The 13927-nt window shown below is 37.7% G+C and carries 10 protein-coding genes, 2 pseudogenes and 1 other annotated feature; of the genes and pseudogenes, 1 reads left to right on the top strand and 11 read right to left on the bottom strand.

What is annotated here, in order from left to right; translation table 11 throughout:
- Positions 1 to 320: 320 nt before the first annotated feature.
- From CXF60_RS04590 to CXF60_RS04535, 11 genes and pseudogenes are all read right to left on the bottom strand, one after another.
- A complete protein-coding gene (locus CXF60_RS04590) occupies positions 321 to 1052 on the bottom strand; it encodes an adenylate/guanylate cyclase domain-containing protein (protein WP_102090989.1) in 732 nt (243 codons plus the stop codon).
- 14 nt (positions 1053 to 1066) lie between these two features.
- A complete protein-coding gene (locus CXF60_RS04585) occupies positions 1067 to 1603 on the bottom strand; it encodes a Pycsar system effector family protein (RefSeq protein ID WP_102090988.1) in 537 nt (178 codons plus the stop codon).
- A gap of 336 nt (positions 1604 to 1939) precedes the next feature.
- Positions 1940 to 3152 (bottom strand): annotated as a pseudogene (locus CXF60_RS04580) (IS3 family transposase).
- Positions 2761 to 2877, bottom strand: a sequence feature (AL1L pseudoknot). Its footprint overlaps the pseudogene before it by 117 nt.
- 312 nt (positions 3153 to 3464) lie before the next feature.
- Positions 3465 to 4367, bottom strand: coding sequence for a TIR domain-containing protein (locus CXF60_RS04575; RefSeq protein WP_102090987.1), 903 nt, complete (start codon positions 4365 to 4367; stop codon positions 3465 to 3467).
- A gap of 9 nt (positions 4368 to 4376) precedes the next feature.
- A complete protein-coding gene (locus tag CXF60_RS04570; RefSeq protein ID WP_102090986.1) occupies positions 4377 to 5153 on the bottom strand; it encodes an E2 domain-containing protein in 777 nt (258 codons plus the stop codon).
- Complete coding sequence (locus tag CXF60_RS04565) at positions 5137 to 6702, bottom strand: transcriptional regulator (RefSeq protein WP_102090985.1); 1566 nt, start codon at positions 6700 to 6702, stop codon at positions 5137 to 5139. The genes CXF60_RS04570 and CXF60_RS04565 overlap by 17 nt, the downstream gene beginning before the upstream one ends.
- Before the next feature lie 874 nt (positions 6703 to 7576).
- Positions 7577 to 8652, bottom strand: a protein-coding gene (locus CXF60_RS04560; protein ID WP_416376866.1) for an IS3 family transposase whose coding sequence is annotated in 2 segments (ribosomal slippage) — positions 7577 to 8403 and positions 8403 to 8652 — 1077 coding nt in all. Because the reading frame shifts where the segments join, the coding sequence is not laid out codon by codon here.
- Positions 8653 to 8702: 50 nt separating this feature from the next.
- Complete coding sequence (locus CXF60_RS04555) at positions 8703 to 9305, bottom strand: recombinase family protein (protein WP_102090984.1); 603 nt, start codon at positions 9303 to 9305, stop codon at positions 8703 to 8705.
- Positions 9306 to 9559: 254 nt separating this feature from the next.
- Complete coding sequence (locus CXF60_RS04550; protein WP_102090983.1) at positions 9560 to 11161, bottom strand: hypothetical protein; 1602 nt, start codon at positions 11159 to 11161, stop codon at positions 9560 to 9562.
- Positions 11162 to 11207: 46 nt separating this feature from the next.
- Positions 11208 to 12392: a hypothetical protein gene (locus CXF60_RS04545; RefSeq protein WP_102090982.1), complete on the bottom strand. Its 1185-nt coding sequence runs from the start codon at positions 12390 to 12392 to the stop codon at positions 11208 to 11210.
- Between the two features lie 217 nt (positions 12393 to 12609).
- Positions 12610 to 13368: a hypothetical protein gene (locus tag CXF60_RS04535; RefSeq protein WP_102090981.1), complete on the bottom strand. Its 759-nt coding sequence runs from the start codon at positions 13366 to 13368 to the stop codon at positions 12610 to 12612.
- Positions 13369 to 13828: 460 nt separating this feature from the next.
- Here CXF60_RS04535 and CXF60_RS14715 point away from each other — a divergent pair.
- Positions 13829 to 13918 (top strand): annotated as a pseudogene (locus CXF60_RS14715) (transposase); the annotation flags it as partial.
- Positions 13919 to 13927: the final 9 nt, after the last annotated feature.

The following is a 13927-nucleotide window of genomic DNA, read 5'->3' as shown; positions in this document are numbered from 1 at the left end:
TAACATAAACAACTTCTACTACCCTCAATAGCCATGGCTATTGAGGGTAGTATAAAAAATAAAACTAGAGATTTTTTGAGCATCAGATAACGCCTTTTTTAAATCTAATTTCATTGATAATCATGGAGTGGCGCGCTGTCGTATACCTACCTCTGCCCATTTTAAAAATAGCATTTTTTTGGTTTTATTAATCGTAACTAGTATGAAGAAGACAATAAAAAACCAACAATATTGCGCCTGACCCAAATGGAACTCAATGTAGCGGTCAAGAAATGCAACACTACTTATAACGATACAACTCTTGCTCTTTCTCCAATCATTTAAGGAAAGTCACTATCAATCCAATTGTTAAATTCGCCCATAATAATTCCTGATTCATAAGCATTTAACTCACTTTTGTAAGAAAACCAATTTTTTACATTAACATCTGGATATGCATCCTCAAAACGCTCGATAAAATTACTGTAAGATAGTGGAGAATACATCAATCTTGAGTGATAAAACTTATCGCCATAAGAGGATAATTTTGAAGCTATGGTTACAGCTTCTCCTATCCATACCTTACTATTAATACCTACTCCTTTCCTACCAGCTTTGACTACCAACTCTTTTTCGCTAGCCATACCTACTCCCACTCTAATTTTATCTTTACCTTTATCCTCAAGTAGTTTATTAAACATATTAATAAATGTATTTACATAAGCAGTATTCTTAGCACATTCGAATATTTCTTCTTTAGAAGGAGTCGTGTAAATAGCATAAACGCAATCTCCACGGATACCTATCTCACGCATATTTTCATCATTCCTGAGAATTTCGATAATCTCTGAGGTAAAAGCTCTAACTAACTTAGCAGTGTCTTCATCGTTTTTAGAAAATAGTGTTGTAGAGTCTCTTATGTCAACAAAGATTGCGGTAACCCATGAGATGTACCCATTTTCAAAAGTGAAGTTAGCGTCACTTGGTAGCTTATCTCTTTCTTCTATTTTCATGTAATTGTCAAGGATAGACTCAACTCTATTTTTGCCTTGCTTATAATCATATTCAGACATTAATTACTCCTAACTTAAAATAGATAACACCAAGAAATTATAAGGAACGGTAGACTAAGAAGAATAAATTTAAAACCTTTATTATATTTTTCGAATTTCTCTGTGCATATTTTGGAATTAATATATATCTGGCAAGCTAAATCCTCTCTGTAGCTATAATCAGTCTTCTCAATACTCTGTAAGTAATCATGACTACCTGCTTGAGCTGATATCGCACCAAAGAAGATCATAGAGCTGCTATTTCCAGAATGTATTTTTGTTCGTGCTGTTAATGCTTGTGATAACTGATAGACCCCTTGTAGAAAATAGAATAAAGACAAAATAATTGCTAACATACTAAATCCAAGGAGTACATTCGTCTCATCACTACCTAGAGCTGACTTTAAAAAAGTTAGATTCATAGGCTTCACGGTGAATAGGATAGTAAGGATAACTCCTACAGCAGAGAGTAAGTAGGATACTTTACTATCACAGTTCGCAACAAAGCCTATTATTCTCTCTAAATTTTTCTCTAGTATTTCATTACCTATTCGAGGCCTATCTTCCATCATACAATCTCCTGATCAACTAACACCCACCTCTTGCTCGTCAACAACTTCTGCGTTATAAACTGATAGTCCAGTGCGGTCAGCAAATTTAAAATATGAATTTTTGAGACAAATTCCTTTTGGAAGTTGATCGTACTATTAGTTATTAAGCCACCCATTGGCGCAAAACATTTATCGCGATCGATGTGAAAGCTTCAAGCTGATTGTTTTTTGGTTCAGATAAATCATCAATGACCATTTGGATCAAATCGCTATCGCCTACAATGTCATCTGAATCAACCCCTTGTCCCAACAAAAGAGTGAACCGCCCCGAGTATATCGGAGAGTGTTTTACTTGAGTCAAGCAGCAATGCCTGACAGGATTAAATTATCATAATACCGCTTTTCAAACTCAAAAGGTGACACATAACCAATCGTGCTATGCAATCGTGTTTTATTAAACCAATCAACCCATTCAAGGGTCGCCAATTCAACATCATTCACGCCATGCCATTGCTCTTTTAAATACTCAATCACCTCAGACTTATAAAGTCCATTGACCGTTTCAGCCATTGCATTATCGTATGAATCGCCTGTTGTACCGACAGAGGCAATCACGCCAGAGTCCGTCATCTTATCTGTGTAGCGAATGGATAAGTACTGAACCCCGCGATCACTGTGATAAATCACATCTTTAGGGTTGTTCCTGTCTGCTATTGCTTGATTCAATGCCGCTATTACCATATCCGTGTTCATGCGATTAGAGACTTTCCAGTCCACAATAGCGCGGGCAAACACATCGATAATAAAAGCAGTATACACCCAGCCGCTCGTTGTCTTGATATAAGTAAAATCTGCAACCCACAGCTGCTTAGGGCGATAGGCATTAAAGTTAAGATTGACTAAGTCATCAGCCCTTTGCTGGTCATTACGGCTGTTGGTGGTGATCTTACCCTTACCGCGCCAAACCCCTTGCAAACCATACTGCTTCATTAAACGATATAAGATGCAACCCTTAACCCGTCAGCCTTCATCTGCTGCCAGACCTTACAGGCGCCGTAACGCCATTTGCTGACCTGCCAGATGCGTTTGATTTCGCTTATGTAGAAGTCGTCATGCTGACTGCGCAGTGAGCGCTTGTCAGGGCACTCTTCTAAGTCTTTGGTACGGTGATAGGTTAACGGGGCAATCGGTAGTACTCTACAGATTGGCTCGATCCCATATTCTTGCTTGTTAACATCAATAAAGTCGACCATTATTTCGGTGGGCGGTCGAGCTCCGCCTGGGCGAAAAAAGCAGCTGCCTTCCTGATAATTTCATTGGCTTGTCTGAGCTCTCTGCATTCGCGTTCAAGCTCTTTAATGGGCTGCTCTTGATTTTGAGCTTGAATATTGGCAGGAATGGTTTGATCGATGTGCTTTTTATGCCATGATCGCAGGGTTTCAGGCGTACAGCCAATCTTGGGTGCAATGACTTGAATAGCTGACCAGATAGAAGGATAATCGCCTGCTGCTTCTATCAGCATGCGAACAGCGCGTTCTTTAATCTCAGGAATGTAGGTTTGTCTTTTCATTGTCGTACTCTCTCAGAATATTGATTCTCCGACAATCCCAAGGCGGTTCACATGCCACCATCATGCAAATCTGTTTCAATTCTTACAGTACTGTGGGTAAGTTGATCTATCAAACCTAGATTCATTGCATATCCTTATTTTTTATAAAAGCATGACGTTAAATATTCAGAATGGAGCACTTTTACAACAGTGAACCGTCTCTGTCTGCGAGTAATAAAGTATCATACTGGTCTTTCAAAAGTTAATATTTATAGTTTGATGCCAACAGAATTTATTATTGATCGTTTCCTAAATAAATAATTTGAACAAAACCTACTTAACTCCTTTCTCTTTAATAATTTTAACCAGTTGTGTTGCTAAATTTTTTGTATCAACCTTATCGGGTGTGTCTTTGTAGGTTAACGGTGTCAAACCCTGTAAATCACTTGCAAGTTTAGATTCATGACCCCTTGGAAAAGCTATTAATGTACGTTCTCTGCCTAAAGAACCCATAAATAGACCCAATTCGAATATAACATTGTCACGCGGTGCAGCTAACTCTACCTTTCTTGATATAACAACATCATCAGCACTCATAATAGCCAAGCCAAAGTCATGGCTTTTAATGGCTTTCTCTAGAGATTCTAATGTATAAGAACCAGCTTGAAAAGTATCTGGTTGGCTCCAAAGCGTCACATCTATATCTGCATGATCTAAATTAAGCTTTATATCTTCAGCTACAGGTAAGGCTTCAACGGTGCTGACGATAAACAACCGGGGTGTTGGATTGCATGCTTTTATTAAATCGTTTCTCTGCTCGAGCCTATCAGCCAAATCGATTGATATGAATTTGTAAGCTTCTGGGTGAGCTTCTATTAATTCAATAAATGAATCAACATCGACCTTCACAGTGACAGTTTCTTGGGTGGCAATAAGCGTTGCCGACCTCGCTCTTGAAGGATTTATTGCTGCCATTTCACCAATACTGATACCCGGTCCCCGAGAATATAATTCTGACCCATTAATAATCATGTTGGCTTCACCTGCAATTATGAAGTAAACATCTTGGTCATGCTCTCCTTGGGTGATAATACTATCACCAGCATCAAAACCTACAATCTCACCTTTTTGTGCAAGAGCAGCTGCAAATTCCTTATTTCCGTTAACTAGCTTTTGCTTTAATAGCTCGTTTACGACAGATTGTTCTTTACCTTTAAATTTTGATAAAAGTGACATAATAGTTCCCTATGTATTATTATTTATGTTATTTAATTTACAGTCATTCATGGTCATACAGCATTTCTCACCCTCGAAGTACTCCCAAAATTTATTGTCTTCCAAAACCCTCCTTTTTTCATTAAAAGGTATTTGGTATAACGTCTTTGAACACTCATTTTTACAACCACCAATCGTTTTATGCTTATGCTTTGCACTACCGTCTGTGGTACAAATGCATGCAGCTCGCTTGTTGAGTATCTTATTACCAATACCCGTAGCGACCAGTTCCGAATCATAATATAGATGGTAATGTGGTTGATTCGGATAGCATTTAGCAGGACTGACCTCTCTAAGCTCAATCTTCTTAAAGTCGATGTTGACGTTATTGCCTCTTAGCTTACGCAACGCATTCTCAACAAACTGTTGATAGTATGCTGCATTTCCATGGCTCCACTCTTTAACCTGCTTTGGCCATTTTCTATGCTTATTTACATACTCTTGAGCTCTTAAATAGTCCTTAATATAAGAGACCCAATCATGTATTGGCAGACCCTCTATTTCAAACCCCAAGCAAAAGTCACCACCCATGTTTATATGTCTGTTAGGACAGAAATTTGGCAAACAACCGCCGCTCTCTTTAATCAACAATCCAGAATCAGATTGAGTGGCTGTTAGCTCAAAAGCCTTTCTTTTACCGCTAGTCATCGGTACATTCAATACAAAACACAGAGTGGATGCATTGTCTTTTTTGGAGGCTATACCAGCAGCATTAAGATACTGCTCAAGCTCATTTAAACTGGGCATGAGGCTTAAACGCAGGTCGTGATGGTGTAAACTCTTCATCCGATGGAGCCGGTACAGAAGAAGAGATATCGTCGTACATTGCCCCTTCGTTTTTAGCGGTATCTTCTTCTATCGCTTCATTATCAACCTCTTCAATACGCTCAAAGGTTATGTCTGTAGCTGATCTATCAGAAAATAAATCTTCATATTTAGAACCTTCTAATACTTCAAACGCTGTTTCACCGATGCGCGTCTCTGTTTCGTGTTCGCACTGCATTTGTTCTTTTTCGGAGGCTATCGTAGATGTCCCTAATGAAAAACGCGTACTATTATCCAAACCCTCTTGGCCCACTCTAAGATTAGACACATCACCCAGCTCATAACCAATCGCCAAACCCAAATCGTCGGTTTGAATACCAAATCTATCGTTAAGCTTTTCTAGTGATAGGTTAAAGCTGCTTCTAATACCGCCTGACGCCTCAGTGCCAACTTCCACTGTCTTTAGTCTGTCTGTCTGTTTATTACTACCTTCGCAGATAATGGCATGCATGCAGTCGCCAATAAAACGAACCCGCTTACCTTTAAAATCAGTATTGATGCAATCATCCATCTCTGATCTGATTACGTGCAAACAGCGGACAATGTTCTTTTTACCTTGCTCTGAACCCATATTGACGTTTACATAGTTTGTAAATCCATCAATATCGGCATACAAAGAAACCAACTCCTGTCTTTTAGCCGTCTTATAGTAGTACTTATTAAAGTCAAAATCCTCTAAAGGTGATGCTGCCCGCGAGAACTGAAAATCTTTTAATAGTTTAGGCTCAGGCGCGTTCTCGTTAACACTCTCAAGGGACAAACCATTCGGTAGCGTTGTGCGCTCAACTGATAATTTGATCTCATCAGAAGTCAACGCTGATGTCTTTGTTTTGTCAGCAGCCACTTTGGACAGTTCAAGAACATCCCTTGCATTAGCAGTGAGGTAAATCCCTTTTTTGTCACCTGCAGCATGCTTTGCAGCATGATTGGCGGGGTTACCTAAAAACAAAGGCTCTTTATTCTTGGCTCGGCCATTATTAACAGCTAAAGCGATACCAGAATCGATACCCACTCTGATCGTCGCTGCATCGATGTAATTGTCGTTACTATCTTGTTTCTGCTGAGCGACGGCATCAATAATCAAATCACTAAGGGCAACGGCTATATCTAAGCGCTCTTTCTCATTATCATAAGGCTTTGTGACGACTGCATGTAAGCGCTGATTATGGAAGTCTACAAATAAAGACTCGGACTCATCCAATATGTATCTGATGGTTCTAAAATGTGAATCGAAGAATCTAATAGCCCTTTTATGTGAAGTTTCATTCTCATCACCATCTTTGACCAATAGATCTTCAAGATTTAAAATATCAACATAGATATGAACAGCATCCATTTCATAGGCTTTGTTGACAGGTATCTTATCCAAATCCATCTTACGAGTATAATTTGCTATTTCAACATCTTTTACTGAGTCACATAGCTTATCTATATGACTTTCCGCTCTATCTACATCCCAAATGTAATGCATTTTATATCCTTATTTTAAATGATTAGTTTTGATATATATGGTTGCTAATAAACAAATTTTCAATATTAAGAGAAGATACTTTTCACTTGAGCTTAAGATATAATTTATCGTATTTGATAGTCTACTTTCATAAAAATATATGTCTGTTAATAACGTAAAGCGTAACCATGTATTCAGATATCACTTACCTTCAGTAGAGTTCTTCTCACTATTAATATCTATAATCATATCAGTATTGCCGTATTATTAGGAGATTCAGACATCAGTTTGCATTGATCACCAAACAGTACACGACAATTATTGTCGCATCGCTCTCTAGGCTATTATTAAAATCATTAAAAAAGCCAAATACATTTAGTATTTGGCCTTGATAGTTTTAGCTGCAATCGACTAAATGATAACTCACGGGCTTTCTCTAATAGTGAAAATTTCTATGTTGAAAGACAAATTGGTGAGGATGAAAGCATTTTTGCTAGTAAAGTGGCAGAAAGATTGGATGAAGGCTATATGACTTATCTCAGACACAAGCGCATGGAGGATTAGAAATCATACCCACCTGCATGAAAAAACTGTTAGCGAGTGATAAGTATTATACTGAGGCTTTAGTAAAAGAAGAGATGTTGATTAATTATCTCCTAGTGCTATCTTAGTATAGTGAGCGTGTAGCAAAGCTTTTACTTCTCTGCTAGTTGCAATCTTACCTTCCTCAAAGTCTTTAAAAATATGCTGAGTATCTGGATTGATAGGAATGTTATCTACTGCGAAACTGGCCAAAGTGGATGCAGTTATACGGCGTCGCTTTTCTATCTCTTTTTGACTTACTAGAATAGGACTGTAAATACCCCATTCTTAACACAACATCATCGTAGAATAATTAAGCCACCTGTCTGTACTCGGCAGGTGTCATATCATTAAGTGAATCATGGGGTCTTTCGGTGTTATAAACCTTGATCCAGTCTTCAGTCAGCATATTGACCTCGTTTAAATTGTTAAAAAGATAACAGTCTAAAACCTCATTGCGGTAACTGCGATTAAATCGTTCAATATAAGCATTCTGATAAGGACAGCCAGGCTCGATATAATCAATATAGATGCCATGAGCTGATGCCCAGTCAGTGAATGTGCTAGATGTAAACTCACTGCCGTTATCTACCCTTATTTGCTTAGGATAACCATGCCACTCGGCTAACTGGTCGAGGTAGCGAATCACTCGGAGTGATGGAATGCTGGTACCAATATCAATGCCTAATACTTCACGGTTGTAATCATCAATCACATTAAAGGTTCGAAAGCGAATATTGTTGTGCAGCTTATCGCTCATAAAGTCCATAGACCAAGTATGACCTAATGCGTTTGGCACACTTAACGGCTGGGGGTTACGTGTTGGTAGCCGTCTTTTAGACTTACGGCGTAGGTTTAAGTTTAACGCGGTATAAACACGGTGTACTCGCTTATGATTCCAAGAATATCCAAGCTTACGTATGCGTTTAAAGCACTTAGGGAAACTCCAACGATTGTGCTTGTCAGTAAGCTTGTTTAAGACATCAATAATCTCACTATCATCAGATAGCTTAGGCTTATAGTAGTAAGCGGTTCGACTCATGCAGACAACCTGACAGCTCAATGCAATACTAACACCATACTGCGCCTGTAATTCTTGCGCCCAGACTTTGCGCTCGGGTACAGGCGCTATAGCTTTTTTATGATATCTTCTTGCATTTGCGCTTTAAGGCTTAAATCAGCATACATCTGTTTAAGCCTACGGTTTTCTTCTTCAAGCTCTTTTAGTCGCTTGACATCAGAGGCTTCCATACCGCCGTATTTAGACTTCCATTTGTAAAATGTCGAGCTAGCAATTCCGTATTTACGACACAGCTCTTTAGCAGGTATCCCAGCTTCTGCTTCTTTTAATATGGATACTATTTGCGTCTCAGTCATTCGTTTGCTCATATTAAAACTCCTTATGTGTATTTTATAAGAAATTCTACGTTTGAGCTGTGTTAGTTTAGGGGATAGTTACACTTTAAGACACGATAAACGGTAGCCACCCCAACACCAACCGCATTAGCGATTTCCTCTTTTGTCATATTATTTTGACTGGCCAATTCTTTAATACGATTGTGTTTTTCGGTATTGGCTTTCTTACCAGTGGGCTTATAGCCACTGTTGGCTAACCCTTGTTTAATGCGCTCTCTACGCTTATCGTTATCAAGCTTTGCCATGGTCGCCAATAAATCGATCAGCATATCGTTAATCACTCTTAGGATCTCACCTGTCATACCCTCGTTAACTGTATGCGTGGTTGGTAGATCAGCCACCACCAATCGTAAGCCCTTATCTTTGATACGTTGCTTTAGAATCGCAAAATCATCTTGAGATAGTCTACTTAATCTATCCACGCTTTCAACTAGTAGTATATCGTCTTGCTCAGCGTCGTCTAGCAGCTTAGCTAATGCTGGTCTATCGAGCTTAGTACCACTGAAGTGCTCAATGTAATCAATGTAGTTATCATCATAGCTTCTACTGAAAGTAATCAAATCAGCCAATGCTCTGGTAGCATCTTGATCCTTAGTACTGGCTCTCACATAAATACGAACGGTCATAGCGTCACCTCTACTGTTTAGACTTAACAATCAATGTTCATTGATAAAAGCAAGATATTACTATCGTTTAATAATAGAAACAAGTCTAATGATAGATAGATTATCGTTTAGAGGTTTTATATTTTGGGTATAGACTAATGATAAGGGGTTGAAATGGTTCCATTACATCAGTCTATTTTAAGTAGTTTATTGACGAGTTTAAGAGACAAAATAACCGGTCCCGTTGAGGTATAGCTTAGCCTGAAATATCTGTGCTAATTGGTGTTACGCCCTAAATCTAATTTCATAATCTCATCAAAGAGAAAGAGCATCCCCAATAAAAGCTGATCGAACTCAGAAGAGTAATCCCCATCATTAATTTTCAGCTTGGAAATGGTCTTTTCGTATTCAGTGCCTTTTCTATGTGCAACACCAGTTGATCTAACCGATTGAACTCCTCTCAGCAGACTGGATAGAGCGGATAAATTTTGAGATTCTAACCTTTCAAGAAGAATTTCCATTAATGATATAGATTTGATCGACTTATCTATTACTTCGAGGTGATCTCTAAGTGATTTAACATTTATTGAGTCTATAGTTGCTTTTGTAAGAGCAAGTACTTGCGCATCAAATTCTGATTGCTCGTTAGTTAGCATTGATCGTATAGACTCATAAAAATGCTCATCTTTAATTGAAAGCGGTAAGAAAAGATACCACCCATATTTTTTATTCCAATATTCTTGAATATCTCTAAACTTTTGCTTGAATCTGTGCTCTGGGTTTTCTGCATCGTAGAAATTACCTAGGAAGCTCCGCTCAAAATTTGTTCTACTTATTTTTCTTTCATCGGGTATCAAATTAAAGCTTTTCCAATAAACCTGCTCCTTGCTAGGTAAATCCTGACCTAGATCACCCAAAAATACTGATACATGATTTGGTGAGTTATTGTCAAATCTCAATCTCCACACGCCTGTTCTATCTAGATACCCATCTGTAATTTTATAGTCAGAAGAACTATAGTATTTCTGCATAACTTCCTTTCGAAAAAATACAGGCGTTAAGTAATGTGGAGAATCTGGATTGGCACCGAAATAATTAGCTAATTCATCAGGGTTACAAGAAAATATTTCAGGTTCATCAGTATCCCCACCAATAATGAAACTCTGATATTCTTTCTCTTGCTCAAATGGCCATACGCCACACTTTTCCACTGTTTCACATCTAATTAGTTTTTTTCCTAATATCCTAGAAAAAGATGTGTATCCATCCGAATAAGAGTCACCCGAATAGATTGTATATGTAAGTGCCGCATCTTTTATGTCATTAGAAAAGCCCACGCTTTCATGGTAGTGCCGAGTAAGCTCAAAGTATAAGAGTAAGTTCATTTGACGGGCCGCCATAAAAGAACGCAAGTATCGCCTTCGAATTTTTACTTCATTATGTTCGATCTTTATCACTTCAACTTCGTCACCCACTTCGTCAAAACTAATAAATGAACCACTTTCATTGTCATGGTATAAATTATGAAACAAGCGGAACTCTTCAAGTATTTCAATGTAATCTTCTTTCCTACCGTGAAAGTCACGAACCAGAACTGGCCTCAAAAAGTCATCGTCTGGATTAGTGTAGTAAGTAGTAATTTCTTCACCATCCTCGTATGACATACTAAAACCTGGCCCTCCACTACCTACCATCAAATCCCAGCTAGGCCTTTCCATTGTACGTTCTGATTTTTCTTTCTTAACAAGTGCACAATACATTGTGCCATCATGGGCTGTATTGTTGATCGGATCGCGCTTATAAACGGTGACCCAGAGTTCTTCGCCGTGCTTATTAGATAAAAAATCGATAAAGTCTTCAAAAAGGTTTTGTGACATATTTAAAAATCCTTCCTTGTTCTAAAGTAGCGTCTTATTAAGCATTTTATGGCCTCTTAGCCCAAGATGCATTTTCAAAATAGCCTAGCTCTTTTTGTATTTTATTTACTTGTTCTTCGAAATCATCATCCCATTCTGGAATGTTCACATAAACAATATCATGAGAATAACCAACTACTGACGGGCCTAGATTATCTCTGGAAATACCAACTACAATTTTGATATCGGGAAGTCGACCTCTAACAACTAAGCACCTTAACCCTAGCTCTTGAACCCGAGCTTCTCGATCACTACTTGGCCCTAAATGGAATACAAATGCTGTGTTTTGGTGTGCCAGTACTACTCTGGCAGCAATTTTTAACTCGGGTTTTTGCAAAAATTCAGAAAATGCATCGACTAGATTTGCTCGATGACCACGGGGCTGGAGAGCCATTTGGATAAGAGCATATTGGTTATCAGTTGCCTGATTTGCGCCGTATTCAAACATACCGTCTGTAAGAAGATCACCAATAAAGTGCTCTATTAGCTTATCCCAAAAATACGAATCCTTATATGACTCCTGCATGGATTTATAGTCATCAGAGTCTATGAATCCTTTAAAAACTGTATCATCAATTATTAGTAAATCAGCCTCTTCATAAGGGAATGAATGGTTATTTAATAAATAAATCGCCAGTAAGTCTTCTATTCCTCCACCATTGAAAACTATATTAGCTCTATTTATTAGAGCCTCAACTTCGGTTAAAAAACTAACAAAATCTGTAATCGTATCTAGTAGACCAAAAATTGCTCCAAGACTGAACTCATCGCAGACATGCACGATATCATTTCCTAAATCACCTGACTGTGTTGGTATTTTACGCTGTGAGCCAAGTGATACTGATACTCGATGTACGATTCGATTTTCTTTTGGAGGCAATTCGACTTGTCGGCCATCGTGCCTAGTGAATTCAACTGAAGAATTCAACCATCTTTCAGCGCCCCATATTTGAGAAGCCGATTTATCTATTGCAGCCTTAGTCCACCTTTTCCAACCTGCTTCATCCCCTGTATCTTTGTACTTAATATCTTTTACAGAAATGATGACGATGTGTTTACCACAGACAATTAAGCAATCGCAAAGCTCTTTTCCTTTTTTTCCAATCGGATTTGGATGAGTCCAAAGATTGAGAAAAGCTCTCTCACATATAGAGTTCACAAATTTTTCTGATTCAGTCAATCCTTCGGACATAACATTCTCTCTGCTTGGTAACTAACGTTCATGTTTTCAGCTGTTTCGGAGCGAGTGGAACTAGTCCAACAATGATTAGATTAAGTCTTCACCTAGCCAACTATCCGTAATAATAACTGCTGCTAATTTTCCCTTAAAAACGGTATCTTTGAAAGCGTCAATGACGTTGATTTCGAGTCCTCACTAGGGAATTGAACCAGAGCAAACACCTGACTGGTTAGCTACGTTCAAACTTATGATGTTTTAATAACTCAAACCCAGATGGACACTCATTCATTTTATAAAGTAAATAAGAATCTATTATTCTTGAATAGTGTATTTCCAAGAATTGAAATACATCATCTGCCTCTAGCTTTTCTCCGCTGAAATTTATTCCATTAAAATGAAAATCCCATTCATGTAGTATCACCCCAGAGTCATAAAGAAAGGCTGTTTTATCTACATTATTAACAGCATATACTAAAATATACGCAACGTTATCGGTGTAAACAACATCGTTGAACCTGTTAATTTTTTTCGAAATTTTCATATAGTCAAAAGCTAATGTCTTATGTGGCTTTGCCCTACACTTTATTATCTTATCATCTGATTCAATATGAATTTCTGCATCCCAAAATTCAGGGGAATATCTATCTTCACCAACACTAAGGTAACTGTACTCTTCTGTCTCTACGCTGATAGATTCGTAAGGCTTTAGAATCAGTGGAGGAGAGCACTTATATATTTCTAAACAATAGTTCTTATCAAGAATAGCAAATATCTTATAAATACTTAGAGGTTTATCTTTCTTATTTTGAAAGACCATATTATTTATTCTTGCTTCAGATGTACCAGCAAGTGTAATGTCATAAGTGACATTTACTTTATATCCTATTTTTCTCCAAGCGAAGAAAATAGCAAAAAAAGAAGCGGATATGGCTGCAACTGGCCTAAAATGTTGATCAATCAATTCCCAAATTATTGATAAATATTCCAATGATGTCTACTCTTTTAAAAAGAATCTATTATAAATATTAATACTGCTATAAACCATCTCAGTATATCTGAGTCAAATTTATTCAGGGTAACGACCAAGCCCGTTTACTAAATCGGTAATCCTTCATCAAATTCTTATCTCCCTGTCTGCTTAAAAAATCCAATAGATTATTAGCTGTATACTCCTTTAAACCATCTATACATCCTCCTCTAAAGCATCTACAAGAAAATCACCCAGTAGTATTTCTTTAAATGTATACGTGTTCTAAGCCTTTAGTAAAAATCATACTATGAAAGACGCAGTATTTAGTTAGAGTATGGACTAGTCTGCAATTCGCAAGTATCTCCAAAAACTAAATATTGTTCTCATAAGAAATGTTATGGTAAATATTTTCAGAGAGGAAAAGGGAATTTCCTAAAGCTGTGTAACTGCTTATAATCCATTAATAGGAAAATAAGCAATGACTAACCAAACTGACCTTAAAAAACTGGCTAGCAGCATGAACAGCTTCGATGATATCAAAGACTTTCAGAAGCAACTCATGCAATCCTTATAGGTC

This window comes from Psychrobacter sp. 4Bb, assembly GCF_002836735.1.
Lineage (GTDB): Bacteria > Pseudomonadota > Gammaproteobacteria > Pseudomonadales > Moraxellaceae > Psychrobacter.
This window is presented reverse-complemented; position numbering and strand designations above follow the sequence as displayed.